The following is a 25304-nucleotide window of genomic DNA, read 5'->3' as shown; positions in this document are numbered from 1 at the left end:
TGCTCCGATTTGCAGGTCAGCGCGAAACGCGAGAGCAGGTTGCGCGGTGATGCCGGGATCTGGTTGCTAAATATGCACATTCAAGGCACGAGAACATGTGCATATTGCATTTGCTGCATCAAGATGGCTCACAGGGGCGGTTGCTAGTTTCGTGCCCCATGCTCACATCGATTCTTCCCTCGCGTGTCCGCTCCGGGAAGCACTATGCGCTCAGCTGGAGCATTCCCGACGCATTCGGCGGCATGACGAGCGCTCTCCTGCATCGGTCGAGAGCATTCGTCCGCCTCACGGGTCAGCCTGTCGAGATCCTGACCTTCGACGATCGGCTGGACTATCCCGAGCTCGTCGATCGACTGCGCTCGTCCGGGGATGTCGTCGACGGCATGCGCATCATCAACATCTGGGAATGGTTCCGCGAGCACGACGAGCAGCCTGCACGCACGGGAGCATCCGCGCACGGGCACGAGCGCCTCGATCCGGCAGATGGCGACGGGCAGGCCAGACGTGACGGCGTCGTGCTCGTGAGGCAGCGGCGGACGGAACCTGGCGGTGAAATGCTCGCGACGGACCGCTTCCGGCCCGACGGCACCCTGTTGATGACGGACCGTCGCGACCCGGACACGGGTGGGCGCAGCGTCGTCCTCTATGACCGGCGCGGCGAACCCGTGCGCAGGTGGGAGAGCGTCTGGGCGCTGTACAGGCATTGGCTGGACCGCGTCTTCGGTGCGCAGGAGAGCTTCGTCATCGTGGACTCGAAGACGGTCGCCCGGTTCGCGCGGACGTACCACCGGGCGAACGTCGTGATGATGCACGTGCTGCACGGGTCCCACCGATCCGCCGACGGCTCGCAGCTGAGTGCGACGCGGCTCACCGTGCTCGAGCATCTCGATGACTTCGATGCGGTGATCGTCCTCACATCGCGGCAGCGGGAGGACCTCTTGCACGATCTGGGTCCGCATGACAACATCGCGGTCATCCCCAATGGTTTCGACGGGGCGGGCCCGTCGCGCGCATCCTCCGGGAGGCGCAGAGGCCGCGGGGTCATGCTTGCATCGCTCATCGTCCGCAAGCGGGTCTCGCACGCGATCAAGGCTCTCGCCCGGGCCTCGGACGATGCCGACCTCACTCTGGACGTCTTCGGCGAGGGAGAGAGGCGCCCGCTCCTGGAGGAGACGATCCGCTCGCTGGGCGTTCAGGATCGTGTGCGCCTGCGGGGGCACGTCGACGACGCGCGGGCGGCGTTCGTGTCCGCGGACTTCATGCTCCTGACCTCCAAGACGGAAGGACTTCCGCTCGCTCTCATCGAAGCAATGGCGGCGGGTTGCATTCCGATCGCGTACGACATCCCCTACGGCCCGTCGGACGTGATCCAGGACGGACGCAACGGCTTCCTCATCCCGCCGGGCGACATCGGCGCCATGTCGCGTCGGATCGCCGAGCTCCAGCGGATGCCGGAGCAAGACGTCTCCGCGATGCGCCGTCGCGCCCGCGAGAGCGCTTCACGGTTCGACGACCGGAGCGTCGTGCGCGCCTGGGGGCGTGAGATGCGACGGGCGCGACGGCGCAAGCGGCGTGCGTCAGACCCCGGTCCCCGTCGCATCCGCCGTCTCGCCGGCCGGATCAAGCGGCGCCTGCACCGCCTCGCCGAGCGAGCGCTCGTCTCAGATCCGTGAGCGGGCCCGCCTCGGCACGGCGCCACCCGCCATCCTGGCGATGCGCTGGGACGGCGCCTCCACGACGCGGTGGAACACGGCGGCCAGGACGAGGCTGGTCGGGATGCCGATGGTCATCACGAGCGGCCATCTGTCGCTGCCCCACAGGTAGGCCAGTGTCGCGATGACGGGCACGTGCACGAGGTAGAGGCTGTACGACGTGCGCCCCAGCCACTGCGGAACCCGCCCTTCGAGTGCCGTGCGCAGCCACGGCCATCCCAGCGCTGCGACGATCGCCAGCACGGCGCCGATGCCCGCCAGCCCCCACATGGTGCGGCCGAGCAGGCTGCCGGGAGCGGCGACCGGTCGAGCGAGCCAGCTCGCGATGAGCAGCGCTAGCGCGCCGGCGGTGAACGCGGGCCAGAAGGCAGGGTGCCGGGGCCGGCGCACCCACGCCAGCAGGTCGTCGAACCGGACGGCCATCAGGGTGCCGAGCAGGAACACAGGCAGGTAGACGAGCGGTTCTGCGTCGATCAGCCGCCCCGCTACGGTGAGCGCGCAGCATCCGATCGCCGCGATGAGGGCGTGCCGGCGCACGACGATCGCGACGCCGATGAACATCGGGAGGCCCAGCGAGAAGATGAGCTCCCAGCGCAAGGACCACAGGACGTTGTTGATGTCGTAGCTCGTCGTCGTCAGGAGGGCCTCGTCGAAGAACGAGCTCCACGTGACCGTCGCGGCCTGCGCGTTCTGCATCCACGAGTCATCGGGCATGGTCGCAGGGTCCCGCGGCACCAGCGCAATGAGGCCGGCGGCGAGAACGACGGAGGCCCACACCGGCAGGTACAGGCGCAGGATGCGCGTGGGGTAGTAGCGCAACCAGCTGAAGCCGTCGCGCAGCACCGGCAGCGCCACGACGAAGCCCGACAGCACGAAGAACACCAGCACGGCCTCGGTTCCGGCGAACAGGATCTTCGCCGGCGTCTGCGTCAGCCAGGCGGCGGTGGCATCGTCCAGATACGGTATCGCGACGAGACTGCAGTGGTACACGAGGACCACAGCCGCGGCTGCGCCGCGGACTCCGTCAAGACTCCTCATGCGTTGCGTGTTCGCCATCTGCACCCACGCTAGAGACGGGGTCTGAGCCTAAGCTGAGGGCATGAGCGAGACGCGCGTGCGCCTGTCGAAGACCGAGCCGGCCGCGTACGAGACTCTGGATCAGTTCGCCAGGACCGTCGGCCAGATCTGTCGCGACAACGGCATCGACGACCGGCTCAAGGAGATCGTGATGATCCACTGCTCGCAGCTCAACGGTTGCGCGTACTGTGCGCGCGTCCATCTCGACCGTGCGGTGAAGGCCGGCCTCGACACCGACACGATCGTGCAGATCCCCACCTGGCGCGAGAGCGGCGTGTTCTCGGATCGCGAGCGTGCGGCCCTCGAACTGGCCGAGGCGTTCACCTTCATCCACGACGACGGCATCCCCGACGACGTGTACGACCGCGTGGGCGGCGCGCTCACGGAGAAGGAGTACGCCGCGTTGAGTTGGGCGTGCGTGTCGATCAACGCCTTCAACCGGATCGTGATCGCCGGACGGTATCCGGTCCCGCCGCGTGCAGATCAGGCGCCGGTGTGACGCTCCTCGAACTCCCCGGCGTGTTCAACGCCCGTGACGTCGGCGGGATGCCGGCGTCACGCGGCCGCATCCGCGAGGGCATGCTGCTGCGCTCGGGCAGCCTCGTCGCGGCGAAGCCGGCGGCCGTCGCCGCGATCGAGCACCGCGTCGGACACATCGTCGACCTGCGCGACGGCCAGGAGGTCGCCGAAGCGCCGTCGGCGGTCAGCTCGGTGCCCACGACGAACCTGCCGCTGTTCCTCGGCTCGGTCGCGTCGTTCTTCGACGAGGATCTGAGTCTGGAGGAGATGTACCGTCACCTGGTCGACGAGAGCGGCACGCGGCTGGCGGACGCCGTCCGCGTGATCGCGGAAGGGGAGGGCACTCTGGTGCACTGCACGGTGGGCAAGGACCGCACAGGGGTCACGGTCGCGCTCGCCCTTTCGGCTGTCGACGCGGATCGGGACGCCGTCGTCGCGGATTACGCGCTCACGGCGTCGCAGCTGCCGGCCGAGCGCAATCGCCGGATCACGGAGTTCCTCCGGGCGCAGCATCCGCACGCCGAGAACGCGGTGGCCCTGGCGACGCAGTCGCCGGCCGCTGTCATGCGCGGCATCCTCGATGAGATCGACCGCCGGTGGGGATCTTCCGCCGACTACCTGCGTGCCCACGGCATCGCCGACGACGACCTCGTCGCGCTACGGGCTGCACTCATCGAGTCCTGAGCACGATCTGAGCCGAGCAAGGTAAGGCAACCCTTCATCAATGCTATGATGAAGAGATCATGAAGATGTCGACCGAACTGCGAAGCGGACGCGCCCAGCGCCGAGCCGCCCGTCTGCGCTCGCACCACCTGGTGACCGCGGACGAGAACTCGCTGCTCGAACTCGAGACCTTCCTCGCGACGCTGCCGCTGTGCGCTTCGGGTCGGGTGTTCATCGAGGTCGCCGACGCGACCGACATCGGCGTGATCGATGCGCCCGCACGCATGACCGTGACGTGGCTCGCGCGTTCATCGCGCTCCGGTGCTCCCGGTTCCGGACGCTCCTGCACGCCGGGGACGGCCCTGGCCCGCGCGGCCTGCGCCTGGGCAGACGAGATGCTGTGCGACAGCGAGCTGCCGACCCACGTCACGCTCCTGGGCGGCTATCTCGGCACCGCCGACATCGTCGAGCACCTGACCGGGAGTCTCGACTTCCCGGCCGAGATGATCAGCGCCCCGGAGCGGTTCGGGCTGCTGCCGTCCGCGAACTGACCGCGGCCGTTCGGCTCGATCGCCGTACGTAGTTGCCGTCCTCGAGGCCGGCCTCGATCTCGAACCGGTTTCGCATCGGATCGCGTCCTGCGAACAGGTACAGGACGGGCATGAGGAATCCGTAACGGAGCCACTGCGCCTTGTGCACGGCCTCGTGGCGCAGGATCGCGTCGCTGGGGTCGGCATCGCCGGTCAGGAAGCAGCCGCCCACGCAGACGCCTCCTCGGTTGAACGTCCACTTCGGCATGCCGCGGAACACCCACAGGCCCTCTCGCCGCTCGACGGGTCCTGTGCTCCACAGCGAGCCCCAGATCCAGCCGACGGCGGTTCCCCAGGCATAGCCGATCCGGCTGATGGGCGACCGCAGCAGGAACGACGGGATCCGGCGATCGAACCGGCGTCCCCGCCGGAGAGCGGCGTCTGCGACTGCGCGCCAATCGGGACGCGGCGATGAGCCCGGTGTCATGCCACGGCACCCACGAGTCGCAGGATCGCCCCCAGGTCGTCGACGGCATCGAGGGGGGAACGGGGCGCGAACCCGGCGATGGTCGCACCGGCGAGCGGCACCTGAGCCCGAAGGGCTCTGATGGCGGATGCCAGGGCCGCCGCGCGTGCACCGAACGGCGCAGCCGTGGAGACGCCGGCAATCTCGGACGGGTCGAGGACGTCGACGTCGATGTGCACCCACACGGCGGAGGCGCCGGTGCCGGCGACCGCGGTCGCGAGCGCGCTCTCGTCGTCGAGGTCGTCGATCCCGAGGCTCGTCAGCCGCGCGAGCGGATCCTCCTCGGCGTCGTCCAGAACGCGTGCGCCGACGACGACCACGCGATCGGCTGGCAGACCCGGCGAGAGGGCGAGTTGCGGTTCGCCGTCGCCGAGGATCGCGCGCAGAGCCATGCCGGAGAACGCACCGGACGGCGAGGTCTCGTCCGTGTGCAGGTCGGGGTGCGCGTCGAACCAGACGAGCGCGAGGGAATCACGGTCGACGGCGTCGAGCGCGGCGACCGTGACGCTGCAGTCGCCGCCGATGACGATCGTGTCCGGTGCCATGGCCTCGGCGACCATCGAGCGGATGCGCTGCAGCGCGCTCAGCCGATGGACGCCGGTGCCGAGCGATTCACCTGCCTCCAACGGGATGTCGAGCACCGTCGTGGCTGCGCGCGGCAGGTCGCCGGCGATCGCCGAGGCGCCGTCGACGAGCAGCATCGCGCGCGCGGAGGGCGAACCCTGCCACTGCGGGACGACGAGGAATCTTGCCATCAGGGTTCACCTCCCACGCGCATCGATCGGGACTCAGCCCTCGAGCTGCGCCTGGGGGCGACCGGTCTTCAGCTCGGCCAGCCGGGCCTCGACCTCGGTCAGCTCGCCGAGGTCGTCGAGGCTCTCGAACTGCGCGTCGAGGCTGGATGCCGCGAGCTCCACCTTGCCCTGGGCGAGGGCCTCCTGGCGGCGGACCTTGTCCTCGAAGCGGCCGAGCTCGCTCGTCGGGTCGAGCACGTTGATCGACGAGACGGCATCCTGGACCTTCGTCTGAGCCTCGGCGACCTTGGCGCGGGCCAGAAGCTCGCTGCGCTTCGCCTTGAGCTCGCCGAGCTTCTCCTTCATGCCGTTCAGGCCGCTCTTGAGCTTCTCGACGACCTCGGTCTGGGAAGCGATCGTGGGCTCGGCGGCGGCTGCCTCGCGCTCCTCGCCGATCTGACGCTGGAGGGCGATCTTGGCCAGGTTGTCGAACTTGTCGGCGTCGGCGGTGTTGCCCGCCGCCCGCAGCTCGTCGGCCTTGCGGCTGGCGGCGAGCGCCTTGTTGCCCCAGTCCTTCGCGGCCTGGACGTCCTCTTCGTGGTCGCGCTCGAGCAGGCGCAGATTGCCGATGGTCTCGGCGATCGCGGCCTCCGCGTCGGCGACGTTGTTGGTGTAGTCGCGGACGAGCTGATCGATCATCTTCTGCGGGTCTTCGGCCTGATCGATGAGGGCGTTGATGTTCGCCTTCATCAGCGTCGAGATGCGACTGAAGATGGACTGCTTGGCCATGGTGTTTCCTTTCGATTGGAACGGAGTCGTGCGAGTTCGTGATGAGCGTGTGAAGAACGAGCGGATGCTAGAAACGACCTCCCCGGGAGCGGCCCCCGCTGCGGGAGCTGCTGCGTGAGGAGCCTCCGCCGAAGCTGGACGGGCGGCTGCTGCGGGAGCTGCCGCTGGAGCGCCATCCGCCGCCGGAGCTCCATCCTCCGCCTCCGCCTCCGCCGCCTCCGCCGCTGAACAGACCGCCGAGGATGCCGCCGAGGATGGCTTCGCCGAAGTCGCTGCCGCCGCTTCGGGGGCCGGTGGTCCACCCGCCGCCGCCCCAACCTCCGGTGTTGAACGTGTCGACCTCGCTGCGCGCCGATGACAGTGCTTCGGAGGCGAGGCTGTACGCGCGGGAGGCGCGGTCGAGTGCGAGCGCAGGGTCTGCGCTCTGGGCGGCAACGGCTTCGGAGTAGGCGGCGTTCGCCTCCGCCAGACGGGTGCGCGCGGTGGCGCCGATCGCTCCGCGCCGGGTCGTGATGAAATCGTTCGCCGTCGCGATCTGCGCCTGCGCCTGCGTCAGGCGCTGCTCGATCATGCGGGCCGTGCGCTGCGCCTGTTCGCTCGTCTGACGCGCTTGTCCGAGAGCGCCGTCGATCTCGGTGTTCGCGGTCGTCAGCATGTCGAGGATCTGCTGGGGATTGCGGGGCGAGCCGTCCAGGCCGCTCCGTGCGGCATCCAGGTTCGAGCGCGTGCGCGCGACGATGGGAGCGAGCTGCCCCTGGGCATCGGGCATGGCGCCGGCAGCGGCGATATCGGCCTCGATGTCGGTGATCATGGCGCGCGCCTGTTCTTCCACGGCTGCGAGGTTCGCGCCGAGCGACGTCACGGCGTCGACGAGGTTCTCGCTCTGCTCGACGGCCTCTTCGGCCGTGCGGATCGAGAAGGCGGCTTCGCCGTTGCGCCCCGCGGCGATCGCTGTCTCCGCCTCGGCGAGCTCGGCGTCCGCGAGGGCGAGCCGCTGCTGCGCCTGCCCAGGATTCTCGGCGACGGGCGCAAGCGCGGTGGCATCGTACGTCTGCGCGAGAGCCGTGAGGGCAGGAGCGGCCGTGCCGAGCGTCTGCTGCGCCGTCGCGTGCCGGGCCTTGATGCGTTCGAGGGCCTGAGGAGCCTCGGCCTCGAGCTTGCGCAGCTCTTCGAACGCCTCGATGTTGGCATTGAGCAGGTCGTCGGCCTCGTGGCAGAGCTGGATGATCCGGATGTGCCAGGCGCGACGCTGCTCCGGAGCGTCGGGAACCTCGTCGTCGATCTTCTGCTTGAGGGAGAACGCCTCCGCGACCTTGGCCCGCGCAGCCTCGATCACCTGCGTGAACTGCCGAGTCGAGTCATCGCCGTACTGCGCGACCGCGAAGCCGAGCTCCTGACGGCTGGACGTGATCGCGTCGTCGGCGCGCACCAGGGCGCTGCCGGCCTGAGCCTCCAGCTCCTCGTCGCTCGCGGATGCGTACGGATCGTTCGGGTCGGGGATCCGCGCCTGCGTCGTCTGCTGGGCCTTCCTGCGGCGCGAGCGCATCGCCAGGACGATGATGAGGACCACCGCGACGATGACGATCAGAAGGACCACGATCCAGATGATCCCGCTGCCGTCCGCTGCGCCGGACTGGCCGGGGAACGCATCGGCGGCGGCGATCACCGCGCCGTCCCAGTCGCCCTGGCTCAGCCCGCTCTGCATGGCCTGGAGCACCCGGTCGATGTCGCCGTCGTCGAGGGGACCGTTGGCGTCCGCGGAGATCGCGTACTGGCTGTCGTCGACGGCGACGGCGATGAGGTACTGGTCGATGTCGAGGTTGTTCTGCGCGGCGGTCTCATCCGCCCACGCCTTGCTGTCGGACGGGTCGGTGAAGGAGTCGACGAACACGACGAACAGGTCGCCGCCCTCGCCCTGAGCGAGCTCCGAGAGCCGGGTGTTCACAGCATCCGCCTCGCCGGAGGAGAGCACACCCGCCTCATCGGTCACGTAGCCGGAGTCCAGTGTCGACGGTGGCACGGCGAGCGCCGCAGACGCCGTCCACCCCGACGCGAGGACCGCCACGATCAGCCCCAGCACGACGGCAACCCGAGTCCGCATTGCACTCCCTCCGCAGGGCCGCAGGCCCCAGCGCTCCGAGTCTATTCACTACCGACGACAGACGATAGCGACTCTAGGGAAACAGTCTGTGTCGCCGCCGGGAAGCGCCAGGGCGACGCATACGCTGGAAGGCATGGACGACAGGTACGGCTCGGATGTGCTGGCCGCCGGATGGCGGGAGCGGGGCGCGAAGAAGGTCGCCGATGTTCCGGCCGAACGGGATCTCGTCGTCGAGGTCGCCGACGACGGATACTGCGGCGCCGTGACGCGCGTGCAGGGCGGCAACGTCGAACTCGAGGACTACAAGGGACGCAAGCGCGTGTTCCCGCTCGGCGGCGGATTCCTCATCGACGGCGAGCCGGTGCGACTCACCCCGCCCGCGGCGGTGAAGCAGACGCCCCGGCGCACGGCATCCGGCTCGTTCGCCGTCGCCGACCAGCGCGCACGCGTGGCGCTTCCCAGCCGCATCCTCGTCGAGGGCAAGCACGACGCCGAGCTCGTCGAGAAGGTGTGGGGCGCCGACCTGCGTGTCGAGGGCGTCGTCGTCGAGTACCTCGAAGGCGTCGACAAGATCGACGAGCTGCTGGCCGCCGAACCGCCCGGCGCGAAGCGCCGCTACGGCGTGCTCGTCGACCACCTCGTCGCGGGATCCAAGGAGACGAGGATCGCGGACGCGATCATGCGCGGCCCGCACGGCGCGCATCTGCGCATCGTCGGGCATCCGTTCATCGATGTCTGGCAGTGCGTCAAGCCGCAGGTCCTCGGGATCGCCCGATGGCCGGAGATCCCCCGCGGAACCGATTGGAAGACCGGCATCTGCAAGGCGTTCGGCTGGCCGTACGAGTCGCAGGGCGACACCGGGCGCGCATGGCAGCACATCCTCGGCAAGGTGCGCACCTACCGCGATCTGGAACCCGCGCTGCTCGGCCGCGTCGAGGAGCTCATCGACTTCGTGACCGAGCCCTCCGGTCCCTGAGTCCCTTCCGGTCCGTGAGTCCCTTCCGGTCCGTGAGTCCCTTTGGTCCGTGAGGCTGTCGAAGGGCCGGACCGCCGCGACACGTACGATTGATTCATGCCAGAGCCCCGTACCTTCCGCGATGAACCGGTCTCCTTCGTGCGCCGGAGCGGACGGATGTCGGAGGCCCAGGAACGGGCGTTCGCGGAGCTCGCGCCTCAGTACCTGCTCGAGGTTCCGCGGCACGTCGCCTGGACGAGCGTGCATCCCGAGGCGCGCATGGATCCGGTCGCCGAGTACGGCCGCCAGGCTCCGCTGATCGTCGAGATCGGTTCAGGGCAGGGGCATGCGATCGTGTCGGCGGCATCCGCCAGACCCGATGACGACTTCCTCGCCGTCGAGGTGTTCCGCGCGGGGCTCGCGCGCACCATGCTCGATGCCGACAAGGCGGGCGTGCGCAACCTGCGGCTCGTCGAGGCGAACGCGCCGGAGGTGCTCTCCACCTACCTGCCCGAGGGGGCCGCATCCGAGGTCTGGATCTTCTTCTCCGACCCCTGGCACAAGAAGCGTCACACCAAGCGCAGGCTGATCCGCCCCGGGTTCGGGGACGCGGCCGCGCGTGCGCTCGCGGACGGGGGCCTGCTCCGCCTGGCGACCGACTGGGAGGACTACGCCCTGCAGATGGTGGAGGTCCTCGACGCGGAGCCGCTGTTCGAGCGCGCCTTCGAAGGGGAGTGGGCCGAGCGCTTCGAGGGTCGGGTGATGACGGCGTTCGAGCGCAAGGGCATCGCCAAGGGACGCGAGATCCGTGACCTCGTGTATCGGCGGAGGCCTCGGGCGTGAGCCGCCTTGCCGCGGCGCTGCTCGTCTGCCTCGCGGCGCCCGCGTTCTTCGTGCTCGAGACGCCGTGGCTGGGCTGGGCGCTGCTCGCGGCCGGTCTCGTCCTCGCCTGTGCGGTGGAGAGACGGGCGGTCATGGCAGCGGCTCCCTCCCTCACCCGCGACCTCGGGCTCATCGCGATCGGGATGCTGATCGTCAGCGTCATCCCGCTGGCGGCGGAGCTCGACAACCTCGCGATGCTGCGGTTCACGCTCGCGCTCGGCGGGGCGGTGGTCGTGCCGTATCTGATCTCGCGGTTCGTGTTCCGCGACAGGGCGATCGGCTTCCCGTGGCGCACCGGCAGACGGTGGGGCAGGCTGCAGTGGACGTGGCTGGTCGCCGTGCTCGTGCTCGGCTGGCTGATCCTGCCGTTCTACTTCATCACCAGCGGCGTCTACCAGAACTGGCCGGTCGTCGACACGCCGGACCTCATCGCCCGGCTGTTCGTCGGCGTCGGGGCGGTCGGCATCTGGGACGAGCTGTTCTTCATCTGCACCGTGTTCGCTCTGCTGCGCCGGCACTTCCCCGATGCGCTCGCGAACGTGCTGCAGGCGATCGTGTTCGTGTCGTTCCTGTGGGAGCTCGGCTACCGCGAGTGGGGACCGCTGCTGACGATCCCGTTCGCGCTGCTGCAGGGGTACATATTCCTCCGGACGCATTCGCTGGCGTACGTCGTGACCGTGCACCTGCTGTTCGATGCGGTGGTGTTCGCCGTGCTCGTGCACGCGCACAACCCGGGGCTGCTGCCGGTGTTCCTCCTCTGAGCTCTCAGAACTTCAGCAGCACCTTGCCGACACGGCCGGGAGCATTGCTCGCGCGCACGGCATCGGCGATGTCGGCGGCGTCGAAGACCCCGGCGACGGGGAGGGTGAGCGATCCGTCGCCGACGCGCGTGATCAGTTCGCCGAACAGGGCGCGGCGGGTCGCGGCATCCATGGTCTGACTGACCTTGCTTCCCCAGAAGCCCTTCACCGTGGCCTGCTTGAAGATCACGTCGCCCGAACTGATGTTCATGGTGGGCGAGCTCATCGCGCCGAAGGCGACGAGCGTGCCGTTCTCGGTCAGGAGAGACAGCACGTCGCCGCTGGATTCGCCGCCGACCGAGTCGACGCCGGCGATGATCGGTGCGCCGCCGGTGATCGCGGTCGCCTGCGTGCGCCAGTCGTCGTCTGTGGACACGACGTTCTCGATTCCCTGCGCGCGGAGCTCGTCGATGCCGTCCCTGCGACGGACGAGGCCGAGGACGTTGACTCCGCGCGCGGCAGCGAGCTGCGCGAGCATGCGGCCGACGGCGCCGTTGGCGGCGTTCTGGACGATCCAGTCGCCTTCGGCGACGTCGAGGAACTGCAGCAGGCTGATCGCGCTGAACGGCATCGAGATGAGCTGAGCCGCCTGCTCGTCGGCGAGGCCCTCGGGGACGGGGATGAGGCCCGCCGCGTTCGTGACCGCGTACTCGGCCCACGCGCCGAAGGTGCCGCCCGTGGCGACGCGCTGACCGACCGCGAGATGCTCGACGCCCTCGCCGAGCGCGTCGACGATGCCGAGGGCCTCCGTGCCGGATGCTGCGGGGAGAGCCGGCTTGAAGCCGTAGGTGCCGCGGATCGTCCACAGGTCGTGGTTGTGGATGGGGGAGAGCACGATGCGCAGGCGCACCTGCCCCGGGCCGGGCTCGGGCACAGGGCGGTCGTCGAGGGTCAGGACGTCTTCAGCCGGGCCGAATTCCTGGTGGATGAGTGCGCGCACAGCGGTTCTCCTTGTCGGTCGTGCAGGTCGTGGTCGGTGGGTGTCAGGACTCGTGCAGGCGGGCGGTGATCTCCCGCAGCTCGGCGATGAGCTCTCGGTGCTGGAGATCGCCGACTCCGGCGATCTCCGCGACCTTCTTGTGGATCGGTGCGATCTCGGCTCGCAGTGCGGTGCCGGCATCCGTGAGCCGCACGCGCACGACGCGCTCGTCGTCGGCGTCCCTGGTCTTCGTGACGAGACCGTCGCGCTCGAGGCGGCGCACGAGAGGCGAGAGCGTCCCCGAGTCGAGCTGCATGGCCTCGCCGAGTGACCCGATGGTCTGATCGCCCTCTGTCCACAGGACGGCGAGGACGAGGTACTGCGGGTAGGTGAGCGACCACGGTGCGAGCAGGCGGCGGTACACCTGCGTGGTGGCGCGAGCAGCCGAGTACAGCGAGAAGCAGATCATGTCTTCGGTGATGCTCATGCCGGCTCCTTTTCATTGCCCACAGTTAGATTGTGCACAATCGATTTGAGAATGTGCTGAACGTGCTGTCAGAATCGAGCCATGCTCATCGTCGGTCTTCTGCTCGCCGCGCTCGCGGCGGCCTTCCACGTGTTCATCTTCGTGCTCGAGTCGGTGCGGTGGACGGAGCCGGCGACGAGGAAGATCTTCGGGGTCGCCAGCGAAGCGGATGCCGAGGTCACGAAGCCGCTCGCGTTCAATCAGGGCTTCTACAACCTGTTCCTCGCGATCGCTGCGCTGCTGGGGATCGTCCTCGTGCTGTCGGGTCAGGCGACCGTCGGTCTCACCCTGATCTTCACCGGCGTCGGAATGATGCTCGCGGCAGCCCTCGTGCTCGTGCTCTCCAACCCGAAGATGGCGCGCTCGGCGGCGATGCAGGGCGGTCTGCCGCTGCTTGCGGTCATCGCGCTCGCCGTGGCGGTAGCGATCAGCTGATCGGCCCGACCGGCTGACGCAGGAGCGTCCGGCGCTTCGCCGGGTCGCCGCGTCTGGGGTCGCTGAAGTAGATCTCGTGGTGCGTGCCGGTCAGCTGCAAGCCGTGCGCCGGGATGAACACGTCGTGCATCTTCGCGAGCACCGGGGCCTCCTCGTCGTAGGTGCCGACGTGCAGAGTCTGTGCGCTCAGGCCCTCATCGAGCGTCTCGAGCCGAACCCCGAGGACGTCGCGGTTCTTCGCGGATGCTTCCTCGGCGGCATCAGCGAACATCCCGTGGTCGATCCACTCGGGCTGCATGATCATCAGCGTCCAGTGCCATGCCGACTTGTCGCGTGAGGACGTGAACAAGGCCTGGTCGTCGGCCCACCACAGCCCTTCCAGCGGCATGACCGTGTAGTCGCGGTCGTACTCGCGCCTGCTGGCGAACTTCAGCCCGTAGGCGAGCGGGTACAGCGCTTCCACCGCTGTCGTGAATGCCGGTGACGTGTTCGGGTCGCCGTGCCCGTCGATCATCAGGTACTGCAGTGGCGGCACCTCGATGAGGTCGAAGCGGCCTTTGCGGGCGCCGTACGCCTCGATCTCCTTCTTGAAGTCGACCTTGGCGGACACGGTTCGCTCAGCCCAGTGCGTTCGCGGAGATGTAGTCCCGCAGCTGCTGCTCGTCATCCGGCATCGCGATCACGCGCTGCGGTGCATCGAGGAGAGCGCGAGTGGCGGCATCCGGTTCGGGGCTCTCGCCGAGCGCCTCCTCGATGAGATCGGCGAACTTCGCGGGCTTGGCCGTCTCGAGCACAAGCATCGGGATGCCTGCTTCAGCATGCTCGCGAGCGACCTTCACACCGTCGGCGGTGTGCGGGTCGATCGTGACGCCCGACCGATCGTGGACGTCGCGGATCGTGGCCAGACGGTCGGCGTGCGTGCTCGTGCCGCTGACGATGCCGAATTCGCTCCGGAATCGCCCGAGCTCGGCGGACAGATCGATCTCGTCCCGCTCCTCGAGCTCGTGCCAGGCGGCGGCGGTGCGCTCGGGGTCCCGGCCGAGCAGGTCGAACACGAACCGCTCGAGGTTCGAGGCGCGCGAGACGTCCATCGACGGACTCGACGTCGCGAGCGTGTCGGCAGCGCCGCGCGGGCGGTAGTGACCGGTGCGGAAGAACTCGTCGAGCACGTTGTTCTCGTTCGTCGCCAGCACGAGCTCGTGGATCGGGGCGCCCATGGCACGGGCGTAGTGACCCGAGAGGATGTTGCCGAAGTTGCCCGACGGCACGGCGAACGAGACGCGGAAGGACGCGCGCTCGGGTTCGGCGACGGCGTCCGTCATGCGCAGCCAGGCCCACACGTAGTAGACGATCTGCGCCGAGATGCGGCCGAAGTTGATCGAGTTCACGGCCCCGAGGCTGTGCGCGCGCTTGAAGTCCAGGTCGGTGTTCAGGCGCTTGACGAGATTCTGGCAGTCGTCGAACACGCCCTCGACGGCGATGTTGTGGACGTTGGCGTCCTGCAGCGAGTACATCTGGGCGCGCTGGAAGGCGCTCATCCTGCCCTGCGGGGAGAGCATGAAGACCGAGACACGGTCGAGGCCGCGCAGGGCGTGCTCGGCGGCCGAGCCGGTGTCGCCCGAGGTGGCGCCGACGACATTCAGCACCCGATCGTTCTTCTCGAGGACGTACTCGAGCGCCTCGCCGAGGAACTGCATCGCCATGTCCTTGAACGCGAGGGTCGGCCCCTCGGACAGGCCCACGATCGTCATGCCGTCGACGGCGGTCAGGGGGACGATCTCTTCAGCTGCGAACTTGCCGTCGCCGTACGCGCCTTCGGTGAGCCGGGCGAGATCGGTACGGGGGATGTCGGTCGCGAACAGGCCGATGATCTCGGTCGCGAGCTGAGGGTAGGTGAGCACGCGCAGACGCTCGAGGCCGTCCGCCGACAGGCGGGGAAGCGTCTCGGGAACGGCGAGGCCGCCGTTCGGTGCGAGTCCCTCGAGGAGGACGTCACTGTACTGTCCGAGCGTGCCGCCGCGGGTGGAGATGTACTGCACGTCGTGAACCTCGCTCGCGCTGAAGATGGATACCGGGACCTGTGCTCCATCGTATGCCGCCGGACGGACGTGTTACGCCGCATCCGTTCCGTGCGTCAGCGGACGAAGCCGGCCTGAAGTCTGCCGCCTGCGACGGCGAGTTCGCGCTCGACGGCATCCGCAAGTTCGTCGACGTTCCCGTTCAGATACGGCTCGACCAGCGCGTCAACGCGCTCAGCGGGCAGCTCACGGAGACGTCTGGGCAGGTACTTTCCGGTTCCGATCCAGCGTCCCGCGGTGAGGAGCATGAGCTCCGCCGTGCGCTCGAACAGGGTCGCGGCGATCACCCGGCGCTCGAGCGGATCCGTCGCGTCTCGCAGATCGTCGAGGACGTCGGTGATGACGTAGCGACGGAAGTCCAGTTCATGGGCGTCCACGGACGGGCCGCGATCGAGTCGTTCGGACCATGCGTCGCGCAGCGTCGCGAGTTCGTCGCCTGCCCGAACCGGGGTGCCCTCGACGAGCATGTGGACGATGACCGGACGGTGCTGGGTGACGCTGCGCTGCGCCCACTCGTCGAAGCCCTGCGGCGTGTAGGCGAACACTTCGAAGATCTCGCCTTCGAATTCCTCGGTGAGGGCGGCACCGGTCTTGCCTTCGAGCAGCAGATCGTCGCCGATGAGGAGGAGATCGATGTCGCTCGTCGGGGTGCGCTCGCCGCGGGAGGTGCTGCCGCCGATGACCGCGACGGATGCCTTCGGGAAACGCGCGGCGACGAACCGCTCCGCGAGGTCGACATAGCCCATCCCGTGATTCTAGGCAGGCGGGATCGGCTCGGGCACAATGGGGCGATGGCAGCCAAGCCGGATGGCACACTCGAGGAGATCGCGGCCGAGCTGTACGCGTTGCCGCCCAGGGAGTTCACCGCCGTGCGTGATGCGCGAGCGAAGCAACTGACGGATGCCGCCCTCGCGAAGAAGGTGGGCGCGCTGCGCAAACCGCTGCTCGCCGCGTGGGTCGTGAACCTGTTCGCGCGCGAGCAGACGCAGGCGCTGGGCGGCGCACTCGAACTCGCCGCCGAACTGCGCGACGCGCAGGACGATCGGGATGCACGCGCACTCACGGCCCTGGGGCGGCAGCGCCGTGCACTCGTCCGCGCTCTCGCACAGCAGGCGAGCGAACTCGCGAGCTCCCGAGGGGAGAAGATCACGCAAGCGACGACGGATGCCGTCGAGAGGACGCTGAACGCCGCGATGTTCCATGCCGAAGCTGCGCTCGCCGTGGCATCCGGAAGGTTGATCAGGCCGCTGGATGCCGCGAGCGATGACACCGCCGACGTTTCGGATGCGGTGGCCGGTGATCTGGACTCCGCTTCGGCGGCACCGACCCCGAGCCGACCCGACGAGCTCGCTGCCCGCCGCGCGCGCAAGGCCGCCGAGGACGAGTTGCGCACGGCGGAGCGTGCGCTGAGGAAGGCGGAGCAGGACCGGGACGCGCTGGAGCGGAAGGCGGAGGCGGGCGCCGAGAACTCAGCACGGTTGAGTGAGCGGCTGGACGAACTCGAGAAGGAGATCGAACGCACGCGGCAGGAACTCGACAGGCAGAAGAAGGAGAGCGGCGATCTCGAGGCGCTCCTCGGCGATGTCCGCGAAGGTGTGCGCGCGGCGCAGCAGGGTGTGTCGGCCGCGCGGAAGGCAGTCGATCGGCTCTAGAGACGACGAAGGCCGCTCATTGAGCGGCCTTCTGCACGTGCCCCCGACAGGAGTCGAACCTGCGACCTACGGTACCGGAAACCGGCGCTCTATCCACTGAGCTACGGAGGCGTACCGAACGACGATATCACTGACCGGGGGTGCTCTCCGCACCGCCGGCTTCGGTCACCGGCGCCGCTTCGATGTCGGCGAGGGCAGCGGCGACCTTCTCGGCCAGGTAGCGGTGCCCCGCGGTGGACGGATGCCGCTTGCCGACCTCGACGTCGATCACGTCGAGGTAGTTCTGCTCCGTGATCCATTGGTCCTGGACGGGCGAGATGTACCACCAGCCGCGAGCAGCCGCGAGCGCCGCGAGATCGTGGTCGATCCGGATCGTTCCCGCACCGACGGGCAGCACGTGCGGAGCGGGACCGAGGACGACGATCGGCGTGTCGGGATACGTCGCGGCGAGGGCATCCCACGCAGACGTCACCGCGTCCCGATAACCGACCGAGCCCAGCTTGTGGTCGTTGATCGACCCCTGGATGATGACGAGGTCCGGATCCAGCTCGGGGTCCAGGGCGGCGATCCGGTCGCCGAAGTCGGGGCCGTCTATGCCCGGCTTCAGATATCCGCTGCCGCGCACGCCATCGACGATGGTCTCGCCGTCGATCAGATCCGCGAGCACGTAGGCGTATCCCAGCGTCGGCTTTGACGCAGCCGACCCGTACGTCCACGAGTCGCCGAAGACGAGAACCCGCGGATGCTCCGGCAGGACGAGCGGGGTCGGAGCGATCGCCGCGGACTCCTCAGAGGCCAGCACCGGAGAGTCTCCGACAGCGGGCACCCACGGTCGCCACACGCCGAGCAGCACGCCGCAGGCGACCGCTGCGACGATCGCGATCAATGCTGCAGCGCGCCCCGCGCGCCGCACCCGCCCAGAACCCATGGCATGAGGGTAAGCGAACGGAAGGTGAACACCAACTCCCGCCCTAGAATTGATGCGATATGAATCCCGACACCCTCGCCGAAGCCATCCTCTCCGTCGTCACGCCGATCGCGGCGTCTCTGCGACCGGACGAGACGCTCGACATCGATGCCTCCGACATCCCGCTGGAGCGCCCGCGCAACCGCGACCACGGAGACTGGGCGTCGAACCTCGCGATGCGGCTCGCGAAGCGAATGGGAACCAATCCGCGTGACCTCGCGCAGCAGATCGCCGACGGACTCGCCGGTATCGACGGCGTGGCCAGCGCAGAGGTGGCTGGCCCCGGGTTCATCAATATCCGACTGGATGCCGCAGCGGCGGGCGTGCTCGCCAAGACGATCGTCGAGGCGGGTGACTCTTACGGCCGCAACGACTCCCAGGCCGGTGTCAGCGTCAACGTCGAGTTCGTCTCGGCCAACCCGACCGGGCCCCTGCACATCGGCCACACGCGCTGGGCTGCGCTCGGCGACTCGATCGTCCGGCTCCTGCTCGCCAGCGGCGCGAACGCCGTGCGCGAGTACTACATCAACGACGCCGGCGCCCAGATGCAGCGGTTCGCGGCATCCGTCCTCGCGGCTGCGAAGGGTGAACCGACGCCCGAGGGCGGCTACCCGGGGGAGTACATCGCCGCCCTCGCCGCGCGCGTCCTCGAAGCCCGGCCCGACCTGCTCGAGCTCCCCGACGCGGAGCAGCTGAGCCTCGCCGAAGACCTCGCCTACGAGTACCAGCTCGCCGAGATCAAGGATTCGCTGGGGCAGTTCAACGTGCCCTTCGACGTGTGGTTCTCCGAGCGCACCCTGCACGCGAAGGGAGCCGATGGCACGAGCCTCGTCGATCAGGCCGTCGATCGCCTCCGCGAGCAGGGGCACGTCTTCGACGAGGACGGCGCCGTCTGGGTGCGCACCACCGACTTCGGCGACGACAAGGACCGCGTCATCCGCCGCTCCAACGGCGAGTACACCTACTTCGCCGCCGACGCCGCCTACTACCTGAACAAGGGCGACCGCGGCTTCGAGAACAAGATCTACCTGCTCGGCGCCGACCACCACGGCTACGTGCACCGGCTCAAGGCCGTCGCCGGTGCCGCCGGCGAGGACCCGGAGAAGAACATCCAGGTGCTCATCGGGCAGCTCGTCTCCGTGCGCGGTGCGCGCCTGAGCAAGCGCGCCGGAAACATCATCGAGATGGACGATCTGCGCGCGTGGATCGGCACGGACGCCCTGCGCTACGCGCTCGAGCGCTCGCCCGCCGACTCGCCGCTCGACCTCGACCCCGAGCTGCTGCAGAAGCGCACGAACGACAACCCGGTCTTCTACGTGCAGTACGCGCACGCCCGCACCCACAACGCCAGCCGCAACGCTGCCGACTCCGGCGTCGAACGCAGCGAGTTCGCCCCCGAGACGCTGTCGCACGAGACGGAGTCGGCGCTCCTCGGGGCGTTGCAGGAGTTCCCGCGCATCGTGGCCTTCGCGGCCGAGGTGCGCGAGCCGCACCGCGTCGCCCGCTACCTCGAGGAACTCGCAGGCCTCTACCACCGCTGGTACGACAACTGCCGCATCACTCCGCTCGGCGACGACCCGATCGAGAGCGTGCACCGCACGCGCCTGTGGCTGAACGATGCCACCGGCCAGGTGCTTCGCAACGGCCTCGACCTGCTCGGCGTCTCTGCGCCGGAGCGCATGTAGTCACCCGATCGGAGACACCCGTGAGCGACGAGCACCCCACACTGCCGTACCCCGAGCCGTCGTCCGAGCATCCGACGCTCGTGATTCCGGGAGGCGACGAGCCGCGACCCGCGAGACGCCGGGCGCGGTGGCCGTGGGTCGTGCTCGTGATCGTCCTGGTGCTCGCCGCGCTGATCGTGGCCGCCGAGTTCCTGGCCAGGGCGATCCTGCCCGGCATCGTCCGCGGCATCGTGATCGAGCAGCTGGATCTGCCGCAGGATCAGCAGCTCGACGTGGATGCCGTAGGCATCCTGCTGCCTCAGCTGATCGGCGGTCGCCTCGATGAGCTGCATCTGACCACCGACGCGGTCACGTTCGGCGGCATCACCGGAGCCGCGGACGTCACCGCTACCGGCATCCCGCTGCGCGGCGGCGACCTCGCCGATGCCCGCGGAACGGTGCGCATCGACCAGGAGCAGTTCACGAATCTGGTGACGGCGTCCGATCTGCCTGTCGATGAGATCGGCTTCGACGAGCCGAATGTCACAGCATCCGGCAGCTTCGAGGTCTTCGGAATGCCGGTACCGGTGTCGGTCACCGTGACACCCGGAGCGGATGCCGGTGACCTGCTGCTCACGCCGGTGGAGCTTCAGATCGCGGGACTCACCCTGAACGCCGCCGACATCGCCGAGCGCTTCGGCGACGCGGCGGCACAGCTCGCCGGGCCTCAGCGCATCTGCATCGCCGACCAGCTTCCCGCGGGCCTCACCGTGACCGGCCTCGAGATCGACGGCACCGAGGCGGTCATCGACCTCGACGTGGATGGCGCCATCGCGACGGACGAGAGCCTCCAGCAGAACGGTTCCTGCGACTAGGACTTCTGCGTCTCAGCGGCGTTCCGCTCCGCGGATTCCGCTTCCTCCGCTGCACGCAACGCCCGAGTCGCGATCATTACCTCCTGCTGGGCGCGCCGCACGCGGCGCTGGGCGAGCGTCTGCGCGCTCTCCGCTGATGAGACCCGGTCGTGCGCTTCCTCGGCCCCCGTGGTGATGTAGGCGCACGCGATGAGGATCACCTGCGTGGACAGGTTCATCCAGATCAGCAGCGCCACGAGAGAGGCGAACGTCGCCAGCAGCGGGTTCGAGGTCGCGCCGCCGACGAACAAGCTCGACAGCTCCTGGAGGATCAGCAGCCCGAGGCCGCCCAGCAGCGCTCCCGACCACACGGCCGGAGCGGGAGCACGCAGACCGGACAGCAGCAGGAAGACGCCCAGGATCAGAACGACGTCGAGGGCGTACACGACCAGCAGTGAGACGACGCGGATGCTCCACTCCGCGATGACCGAGTCGCCCGGCAGCCCGAACAGATCGGTGATGAAGCTCAGGCCGATGCGGGCGAGGAATGTCACGGCCGCCGCGGCGACGAAGGCGACGGCGATCCCTGCAGCCAGGGCGAGGTTGCGCAGGATCACCCAGATGAAGAGCACATCATCCTGGACGGTGCCTGCGATGCTGCGCACCGCCGTTCGCAGCGATCCGATCGCACCCAGCGCGGCGCCGACGAGCGCGACGAGCGAGAAGATCCCGGTGACCGTGAAGCCGACCGGTTCGATCGACGTCGGATCCTTCACGATGCCGTCCTCTCCGACGAGTCCCGGGATAGCGGAGTCGATCGCCGCGACGATCGGCTTCCACGCCTCCGGGTTCCCGGCGAGCCAGATCGAGGCGACGGAGAATCCCAGCAGCAGACCCGCGAACACGCTGAACAGGGCGCGGTAGGTGACACTGTCGGCGAGCATGGCGCCGCGCCGCTCCGAGTAGAGCAGATAGGCGCGTACGACCTTCAGACGCAGGACCCAGGCGATCACCGACTTCACGAATGTCATGTCCCCACCGTAATCAATCGTCTTCCCGGTCCGCAGGGGACGTGCCGAGTGCCGGACAGTCCGAGCCGGTGCCATAGAATCGGGGCAGCCTCGCGTGGCCCGTTCCGCTGAGGTCCCCTCCCACGATTGGTGCTGTGTGCTTTCCCCTGCAGACTCGCTCGCCCCGGACTGGCTCGTCATCCCCGACGACGCGAACGCTCTCGCCGACGGCGTGTGGCCGGCATCCGCTCGGCGCGATGAGCAGGGAGGCCTCGTCCTCGGTGGAATGACCGCCACCGACATCGTGCGGGAGCACGGCACGCCGGTGCTCGTGCTCGACGAGGACGAGGTGCGCGCCCGCGCCCGTGCGTTCCACGAGGCGTTCGCCGCGGCGACCGCCTCCCACGGCGGCACAGCGCGCGTGTACTACGCCGGCAAGGCCTTCCTCTCCACGACGGTCGCCGGGTGGGTGACCGAGGAGGGCCTCAACATCGACGTCTGCACGCGGGGCGAACTCGAGGTCGCGCTCGCGGCGGGCGTGGATGCCGCACGCATCGGGTTCCACGGCAACAACAAGCTGCCCGCCGAGATCGAGCGCGCGGTGTCCGTCGGCGTCGGCACGATCATCATCGACAGCGCCATCGAGGTCGAGCGCACGGCCGAGATCGCCGCGCGCGCGGGCGTCGTCCAGCGGGTGCTCGTCCGCGTCAACAGCGGCGTGCACGCCGAGACGCACGACTTCCTCGCCACCGCCCACGAGGACCAGAAGTTCGGCATGACCTTCGCGGATGCCGAGATCGCCGTCGCGCGCATCCGCGAGCTCCCGTCGCTCGAGTTCGTGGGCCTCCACTGCCACATCGGCTCCCAGATCTTCGGCGTCGCGGGGTTCCGCGAATCCGCCGCCCGCGTGCTCGAGCTGCACGAGAGGCTGCGGGCCGGCGGCGAGGTGCCGGTTCTCAACCTCGGCGGCGGCTTCGGCATCGCCTACACGAGCGTCGACGACCCGACGCCGATCGAGCAGCTGGCGACCGAGATCGTCGACGCGGTCGCCGCCGGATGCGCAGAGCGCGGCATCCCGTTGCCGATCCTGTCCTTCGAGCCCGGCCGTGCGATCGTCGGCACAGCCGGCGTCACGCTCTACGAGGTCGGCACGACGAAGCCGGTGCGCCTGGACTCCGGAGCGACCCGACTGTACGTCAGCGTCGACGGCGGCATGAGCGACAACGCGCGGCCGGCGCTGTACGGCGCCGAGTTCTCGGCCCGGATCGCGTCGAGGACGACCGATGCCGAGCCCGCCCTCGCCCGGGTGGTCGGTCGCCACTGCGAGTCCGGCGACATCGTCGTCGACCACGAGTATCTGCCCGGCGACGTCGCCCCCGGCGACCTGCTGGCGGTGCCGGCGACAGGGGCGTACTGCGCGTCGCTGGCCAGCAACTACAACCACGTACCCCGCCCCGCGGTCGTCGCGGTCTCCGCCGGCGCCTCCCGCGTGATCGTCCGGGGCGAGACCATCGAGGATCTTCTGGCGCGGGACGCCGGAATCGGCATGAACGAAGGAGCACGATGACCCAGCCCGAATCGAGCGATCAGTACCGACGACTCCGCGTGGCGCTTCTGGGCGCCGGCGCGGTGGGTTCGCAGGTCGCCGACCTCCTGCTGCGCCACGGCGACGAACTGGCCGACCGTGCCGGCGCATCGCTCGAGCTCGCCGGGATCGCCGTGCGGGACGTGGACGCTCCGCGCGACGTCGAGCTCCCGAAGGAGCTGTTCACCACGGACGCCGAGAGCCTCATCGTCGGCAGCGACATCGTGATCGAGCTCATGGGAGGCATCGAACCGGCTCGCGGCAACCTGCTGCTCGCTCTGAACTCGGGCGCGGATGTCGTCACCGCGAACAAGGCGCTGCTGGCGACGCACGGCACGGAGCTGTTCGAGGCGGCCGATCAGGTCGGCGCATCGGTGTACTACGAGGCTGCGGCCGCTGGCGCCATCCCGATCATCCGTCCGCTGCGCGACTCGCTCGCCGGCGACCGGGTGGTGCGCATCATGGGCATCGTCAACGGCACGACCAACTACATCCTCGACCGGATGGACTCCGAGGGTGCGGACTTCGCCGATGTGCTCGCGGATGCTCAGCGGCTCGGCTACGCCGAGGCGGATCCGACCGCTGATGTCGAGGGCCACGACGCCGCGCAGAAGGCCGCGATTCTCGCGTCCCTCGCCTTCCACACCACGGTTCCGCTGGATGCCGTCCACTGCGAGGGCATCACCGGCATCACCGCGTCGATGATCGACGAGGCGCGCGCCGCCGGGTTCGTCATCAAGCTGCTCGCGGTGTGCGAGCGCATCACGGTCGACGGCGCCGAGTCCATCTCGGTGCGCGTCTACCCGGCGCTGGTGGCCCGATCGCACCCGCTCGCCTCCGTGCACGGCGCGAACAACGCCGTCTTCGTCGAGGCGGAGGCCGCCGGCTCCCTGATGTTCTACGGCGCCGGCGCCGGCGGCGTTCAGACGGCATCGGCCGTGCTCGGCGACGTCGTCTCCGCCGCACGCCGGCACATCGCCGGTGGCGTCGGAGTGGGGGAGTCCACCAGAGCGAACCTGCCGATCGTGCCGATCGGCCACGTCATCACGCGCTATCAGATCACCCTCGAGGTGAACGACCAGCCCGGAGTCCTCGCGACGATCGCGGGCATCCTGTCGGAGGGCGGCGTCTCGGTCGCCACGGTCGTGCAGACCGTCGAGGGCGAGGACGACACGACCGCCCGGCTCGTGATCGGCACCCACCGGGCGGCCGAGCAGGCTCTCAGCGACACGGTCGAGAACCTCGCCGCGAGCGAAGTCGTCGAGCGGGTCGTGTCCGTGCTGCGCGTGGAAGGCGAGTGATGCCCGAGGTGCGCACGGTTCAGGTGCGGGTTCCGGCGACGAGCGCCAACCTCGGGCCAGGGTTCGACACGCTCGGGCTCGCGCTCAGCGTGTACGACGAGCTCACCGTCACCGCTCTCGACGACGATCGCCTCGAGATCGAGGTGGCAGGCTCCGGTGCGGCGGAGATCCCGCGGGACGAGTCGAATCTCGTCGTCCGCTCGATCGAGCACGTGTACGCCGACGCCGGGCGCGAGATGCCGGGTCTGCGCATCGAGGCGCGCAACGGCGTGCCGCACGGGCGGGGCCTCGGCTCCTCCGGCGCGGCCGTGACAGCCGGAGTCCTCGCCGCCAAGGGACTGCTCGCCGGTGACGTCGACTTCAGCGACGCCGAGCTGCTGCGCCTGGCGACCGAGCTCGAGGGCCACCCCGACAACGTCGCCCCGGCGCTGTTCGGCGGACTCACGATCGCCTGGACGGGGGAGAGCGGCCCGCAGCACAAGAAGCTTCTCGTGCACCGCGGTGTCGCACCGCTTGTGCTCGTGCCAGAGCGGACGATGTCGACGACCCTGGCGCGCTCCCTGCAGCCGCCGCAGGTCTCCCGCGAGGACGCCGTGTTCAACGTGTCGCGCACGGCGCTGCTGATCGCGGCGCTGATGCAGAGCCCGGAGCTGCTCCTGGACGCGACCGCCGACCGGCTGCACCAGGACTACCGCGCCGAAGCCATGCCCGAGACGAGCGCGCTTGTGCAGGCGCTGCGTGCCGCCGGATTCGCCGCCGTCGTCTCGGGTGCAGGACCCAGCGTCCTGGTGCTCTGCGACGGGCCCGGCGGACGCCAGGCCGCGAAGGAACTCGCCGATTCCGTGACGGACACTCCGTGGGAGGGCCTCATGCTGGCCGTCGACGTGCGTGGTGGTACAGTTAGGGATCGAGCGGAGGGCTCCACGTAATTTCGTGAATCTGGCCCCCATCGCAAATCTGCGAGACCCGCACGCAACCCCCAGTGCTTCATTTCCGGTACTGGCTGGCGGACGCCGAGCGTCTGT

Annotated in this window: 26 protein-coding genes and 1 tRNA gene; 14 read left to right on the top strand and 13 right to left on the bottom strand. The window is 69.1% G+C overall.

Features of this window, described 5'->3' with window-relative positions:
* Positions 1 to 158: 158 nt before the first annotated feature.
* Positions 159 to 1673, top strand: coding sequence for a glycosyltransferase (locus KEC56_RS07060; protein WP_227530373.1), 1515 nt, complete (start codon positions 159 to 161; stop codon positions 1671 to 1673).
* Here the strand turns inward: KEC56_RS07060 and KEC56_RS07055 are convergent.
* Positions 1662 to 2750, bottom strand: a complete 1089-nt coding sequence (locus KEC56_RS07055; protein WP_227530372.1) for an acyltransferase family protein — start codon at positions 2748 to 2750, stop codon at positions 1662 to 1664. The genes KEC56_RS07060 and KEC56_RS07055 overlap by 12 nt on opposite strands.
* Before the next feature lie 61 nt (positions 2751 to 2811).
* On the opposite strand from KEC56_RS07055, the gene KEC56_RS07050 reads away from it, so the two are divergent.
* Genes KEC56_RS07050 through KEC56_RS07040 form a run of 3 tightly spaced genes read left to right on the top strand, consistent with a single transcriptional unit; the run spans position 2812 to position 4522 of the window.
* The gene (locus tag KEC56_RS07050) at positions 2812 to 3288 is read left to right on the top strand and encodes a carboxymuconolactone decarboxylase family protein (protein WP_227530371.1); all 477 of its coding nucleotides are present in this window, start codon (positions 2812 to 2814) and stop codon (positions 3286 to 3288) included.
* Positions 3285 to 3992 (top strand): tyrosine-protein phosphatase, encoded by a 708-nt coding sequence (locus KEC56_RS07045; RefSeq protein ID WP_227530370.1) that lies wholly within the window; start codon positions 3285 to 3287, stop codon positions 3990 to 3992. The genes KEC56_RS07050 and KEC56_RS07045 overlap by 4 nt, the downstream gene beginning before the upstream one ends.
* A gap of 59 nt (positions 3993 to 4051) precedes the next feature.
* Positions 4052 to 4522, top strand: coding sequence for an SIP domain-containing protein (locus KEC56_RS07040; protein ID WP_308013004.1), 471 nt, complete (start codon positions 4052 to 4054; stop codon positions 4520 to 4522).
* Here KEC56_RS07040 and KEC56_RS07035 read toward each other — a convergent pair.
* The 4 genes from KEC56_RS07035 to KEC56_RS07020 form a co-directional block, all read right to left on the bottom strand.
* Positions 4479 to 4988: a Fe-S oxidoreductase gene (locus KEC56_RS07035; protein WP_227530369.1), complete on the bottom strand. Its 510-nt coding sequence runs from the start codon at positions 4986 to 4988 to the stop codon at positions 4479 to 4481. The genes KEC56_RS07040 and KEC56_RS07035 overlap by 44 nt on opposite strands.
* A complete protein-coding gene (locus KEC56_RS07030; protein ID WP_227530368.1) occupies positions 4985 to 5782 on the bottom strand; it encodes an arginase family protein in 798 nt (265 codons plus the stop codon). The genes KEC56_RS07035 and KEC56_RS07030 overlap by 4 nt, the downstream gene beginning before the upstream one ends.
* Positions 5783 to 5815: 33 nt before the next feature.
* Positions 5816 to 6550 carry a PspA/IM30 family protein gene (locus KEC56_RS07025; RefSeq protein ID WP_227530367.1) on the bottom strand — a complete coding sequence of 245 codons (735 nt, stop codon included), beginning with the start codon at positions 6548 to 6550 and terminating at the stop codon, positions 5816 to 5818.
* Positions 6551 to 6617: 67 nt separating this feature from the next.
* On the bottom strand, positions 6618 to 8651 hold the full coding sequence (locus KEC56_RS07020; protein ID WP_227530366.1) for a TPM domain-containing protein: 2034 nt from the start codon (positions 8649 to 8651) through the stop codon (positions 6618 to 6620).
* Positions 8652 to 8784: 133 nt separating this feature from the next.
* Between KEC56_RS07020 and KEC56_RS07015 the strand changes: the two genes are divergently transcribed.
* From KEC56_RS07015 to KEC56_RS07005, 3 genes are all read left to right on the top strand, one after another.
* Complete coding sequence (locus tag KEC56_RS07015; RefSeq protein WP_227530365.1) at positions 8785 to 9627, top strand: DUF3097 domain-containing protein; 843 nt, start codon at positions 8785 to 8787, stop codon at positions 9625 to 9627.
* A 96-nt stretch (positions 9628 to 9723) separates the two neighbouring features.
* Positions 9724 to 10449 (top strand): tRNA (guanosine(46)-N7)-methyltransferase TrmB, encoded by a 726-nt coding sequence (gene trmB / locus KEC56_RS07010; protein ID WP_227530364.1) that lies wholly within the window; start codon positions 9724 to 9726, stop codon positions 10447 to 10449.
* Entirely contained in the window at positions 10446 to 11249 is an 804-nt protein-coding gene (locus tag KEC56_RS07005) for a CPBP family intramembrane glutamic endopeptidase (protein ID WP_227530363.1), read from the top strand. The genes trmB and KEC56_RS07005 overlap by 4 nt, the downstream gene beginning before the upstream one ends.
* 4 nt (positions 11250 to 11253) lie before the next feature.
* Here the strand turns inward: KEC56_RS07005 and KEC56_RS07000 are convergent, their stop codons facing one another.
* Both KEC56_RS07000 and KEC56_RS06995 read right to left on the bottom strand, forming a co-directional pair.
* On the bottom strand, positions 11254 to 12228 hold the full coding sequence (locus KEC56_RS07000) for a zinc-binding dehydrogenase (protein ID WP_227530362.1): 975 nt from the start codon (positions 12226 to 12228) through the stop codon (positions 11254 to 11256).
* A 43-nt stretch (positions 12229 to 12271) separates the two neighbouring features.
* Positions 12272 to 12694, bottom strand: coding sequence for a MarR family winged helix-turn-helix transcriptional regulator (locus tag KEC56_RS06995; protein ID WP_227530361.1), 423 nt, complete (start codon positions 12692 to 12694; stop codon positions 12272 to 12274).
* A gap of 81 nt (positions 12695 to 12775) precedes the next feature.
* On the opposite strand from KEC56_RS06995, the gene KEC56_RS06990 reads away from it, so the two are divergent.
* Positions 12776 to 13168, top strand: coding sequence for a DUF1304 domain-containing protein (locus tag KEC56_RS06990; RefSeq protein WP_227530360.1), 393 nt, complete (start codon positions 12776 to 12778; stop codon positions 13166 to 13168).
* On the opposite strand, the gene KEC56_RS06985 is transcribed toward KEC56_RS06990, so the two are convergent.
* The 3 genes from KEC56_RS06985 to KEC56_RS06975 form a co-directional block, all read right to left on the bottom strand.
* Positions 13161 to 13778 carry a GyrI-like domain-containing protein gene (locus KEC56_RS06985; RefSeq protein ID WP_227530359.1) on the bottom strand — a complete coding sequence of 206 codons (618 nt, stop codon included), beginning with the start codon at positions 13776 to 13778 and terminating at the stop codon, positions 13161 to 13163. The two genes, KEC56_RS06990 and KEC56_RS06985, sit on opposite strands and share 8 nt — an antisense overlap.
* Before the next feature lie 7 nt (positions 13779 to 13785).
* On the bottom strand, positions 13786 to 15207 hold the full coding sequence (gene thrC, locus KEC56_RS06980; RefSeq protein ID WP_227530358.1) for a threonine synthase: 1422 nt from the start codon (positions 15205 to 15207) through the stop codon (positions 13786 to 13788).
* A gap of 95 nt (positions 15208 to 15302) precedes the next feature.
* Positions 15303 to 15992: a nucleotidyltransferase domain-containing protein gene (locus KEC56_RS06975; RefSeq protein ID WP_227530357.1), complete on the bottom strand. Its 690-nt coding sequence runs from the start codon at positions 15990 to 15992 to the stop codon at positions 15303 to 15305.
* 45 nt (positions 15993 to 16037) lie between these two features.
* Between KEC56_RS06975 and KEC56_RS06970 the strand changes: the two genes are divergently transcribed.
* Entirely contained in the window at positions 16038 to 16898 is an 861-nt protein-coding gene (locus KEC56_RS06970; RefSeq protein ID WP_227530356.1) for a coiled-coil domain-containing protein, read from the top strand.
* A 38-nt stretch (positions 16899 to 16936) separates the two neighbouring features.
* On the opposite strand, the gene KEC56_RS06965 is transcribed toward KEC56_RS06970, so the two are convergent.
* Both KEC56_RS06965 and KEC56_RS06960 read right to left on the bottom strand, forming a co-directional pair.
* A tRNA-Arg gene (locus tag KEC56_RS06965) sits at positions 16937 to 17009 on the bottom strand.
* 16 nt (positions 17010 to 17025) lie between these two features.
* Positions 17026 to 17826, bottom strand: a complete 801-nt coding sequence (locus KEC56_RS06960; RefSeq protein ID WP_227530355.1) for an SGNH/GDSL hydrolase family protein — start codon at positions 17824 to 17826, stop codon at positions 17026 to 17028.
* 59 nt (positions 17827 to 17885) lie between these two features.
* On the opposite strand from KEC56_RS06960, the gene argS reads away from it, so the two are divergent.
* Both argS and KEC56_RS06950 read left to right on the top strand, forming a co-directional pair.
* Positions 17886 to 19550 (top strand): arginine--tRNA ligase, encoded by a 1665-nt coding sequence (gene argS / locus KEC56_RS06955; RefSeq protein WP_175986003.1) that lies wholly within the window; start codon positions 17886 to 17888, stop codon positions 19548 to 19550.
* 20 nt (positions 19551 to 19570) lie between these two features.
* The gene (locus KEC56_RS06950; RefSeq protein ID WP_227530354.1) at positions 19571 to 20404 is read left to right on the top strand and encodes an LmeA family phospholipid-binding protein; all 834 of its coding nucleotides are present in this window, start codon (positions 19571 to 19573) and stop codon (positions 20402 to 20404) included.
* Here the strand turns inward: KEC56_RS06950 and KEC56_RS06945 are convergent.
* Complete coding sequence (locus KEC56_RS06945; RefSeq protein ID WP_227530353.1) at positions 20401 to 21414, bottom strand: YhjD/YihY/BrkB family envelope integrity protein; 1014 nt, start codon at positions 21412 to 21414, stop codon at positions 20401 to 20403. The genes KEC56_RS06950 and KEC56_RS06945 overlap by 4 nt on opposite strands.
* 136 nt (positions 21415 to 21550) lie before the next feature.
* Between KEC56_RS06945 and lysA the strand changes: the two genes are divergently transcribed.
* From lysA to thrB, 3 genes are read left to right on the top strand one after another with little or no spacing between them, the layout of a single operon-like run.
* Positions 21551 to 22960 carry a diaminopimelate decarboxylase gene (lysA, locus tag KEC56_RS06940; RefSeq protein WP_227530352.1) on the top strand — a complete coding sequence of 470 codons (1410 nt, stop codon included), beginning with the start codon at positions 21551 to 21553 and terminating at the stop codon, positions 22958 to 22960.
* The gene (locus tag KEC56_RS06935; protein WP_227530351.1) at positions 22957 to 24279 is read left to right on the top strand and encodes a homoserine dehydrogenase; all 1323 of its coding nucleotides are present in this window, start codon (positions 22957 to 22959) and stop codon (positions 24277 to 24279) included. Before lysA ends, KEC56_RS06935 begins: the two co-directional genes overlap by 4 nt.
* Positions 24279 to 25208, top strand: a complete 930-nt coding sequence (gene thrB, locus KEC56_RS06930; RefSeq protein WP_227530350.1) for a homoserine kinase — start codon at positions 24279 to 24281, stop codon at positions 25206 to 25208. Before KEC56_RS06935 ends, thrB begins: the two co-directional genes overlap by 1 nt.
* The last annotated feature ends 96 nt before the right edge of the window (positions 25209 to 25304 follow it).

Origin of the sequence: Microbacterium tenebrionis (assembly GCF_020682665.1) — a bacterium.
Taxonomy (GTDB): Bacteria; Actinomycetota; Actinomycetes; order Actinomycetales; family Microbacteriaceae; genus Microbacterium; species Microbacterium tenebrionis.
Note: the sequence above shows the minus strand (reverse complement) of the source record. Positions and strands in the feature narration are given on the sequence as shown.

Coding starts and splice junctions, on each gene's coding strand:
- KEC56_RS07025 (WP_227530367.1), bottom strand. CDS start 6,550: ATGGCCAAGCAGTCCATCTTCAGTCGCATCTCGACGCTGATGAAGGCG.
- KEC56_RS06970 (WP_227530356.1), top strand. CDS start 16,038: ATGGCAGCCAAGCCGGATGGCACACTCGAGGAGATCGCGGCCGAGCTG.
- KEC56_RS07040 (WP_308013004.1), top strand. CDS start 4,052: ATGAAGATGTCGACCGAACTGCGAAGCGGACGCGCCCAGCGCCGAGCC.
- KEC56_RS07060 (WP_227530373.1), top strand. CDS start 159: ATGCTCACATCGATTCTTCCCTCGCGTGTCCGCTCCGGGAAGCACTAT.
- KEC56_RS06995 (WP_227530361.1), bottom strand. CDS start 12,694: ATGAGCATCACCGAAGACATGATCTGCTTCTCGCTGTACTCGGCTGCT.
- thrB (WP_227530350.1), top strand. CDS start 24,279: ATGCCCGAGGTGCGCACGGTTCAGGTGCGGGTTCCGGCGACGAGCGCC.
- KEC56_RS07050 (WP_227530371.1), top strand. CDS start 2,812: ATGAGCGAGACGCGCGTGCGCCTGTCGAAGACCGAGCCGGCCGCGTAC.
- KEC56_RS07055 (WP_227530372.1), bottom strand. CDS start 2,750: ATGAGGAGTCTTGACGGAGTCCGCGGCGCAGCCGCGGCTGTGGTCCTC.
- KEC56_RS07020 (WP_227530366.1), bottom strand. CDS start 8,651: ATGCGGACTCGGGTTGCCGTCGTGCTGGGGCTGATCGTGGCGGTCCTC.
- argS (WP_175986003.1), top strand. CDS start 17,886: ATGAATCCCGACACCCTCGCCGAAGCCATCCTCTCCGTCGTCACGCCG.
- trmB (WP_227530364.1), top strand. CDS start 9,724: ATGCCAGAGCCCCGTACCTTCCGCGATGAACCGGTCTCCTTCGTGCGC.
- KEC56_RS06945 (WP_227530353.1), bottom strand. CDS start 21,414: ATGACATTCGTGAAGTCGGTGATCGCCTGGGTCCTGCGTCTGAAGGTC.
- KEC56_RS06960 (WP_227530355.1), bottom strand. CDS start 17,826: ATGGGTTCTGGGCGGGTGCGGCGCGCGGGGCGCGCTGCAGCATTGATC.
- KEC56_RS07030 (WP_227530368.1), bottom strand. CDS start 5,782: ATGGCAAGATTCCTCGTCGTCCCGCAGTGGCAGGGTTCGCCCTCCGCG.
- KEC56_RS06935 (WP_227530351.1), top strand. CDS start 22,957: ATGACCCAGCCCGAATCGAGCGATCAGTACCGACGACTCCGCGTGGCG.
- KEC56_RS07015 (WP_227530365.1), top strand. CDS start 8,785: ATGGACGACAGGTACGGCTCGGATGTGCTGGCCGCCGGATGGCGGGAG.
- KEC56_RS06975 (WP_227530357.1), bottom strand. CDS start 15,992: ATGGGCTATGTCGACCTCGCGGAGCGGTTCGTCGCCGCGCGTTTCCCG.
- KEC56_RS07035 (WP_227530369.1), bottom strand. CDS start 4,988: ATGACACCGGGCTCATCGCCGCGTCCCGATTGGCGCGCAGTCGCAGAC.
- KEC56_RS06990 (WP_227530360.1), top strand. CDS start 12,776: ATGCTCATCGTCGGTCTTCTGCTCGCCGCGCTCGCGGCGGCCTTCCAC.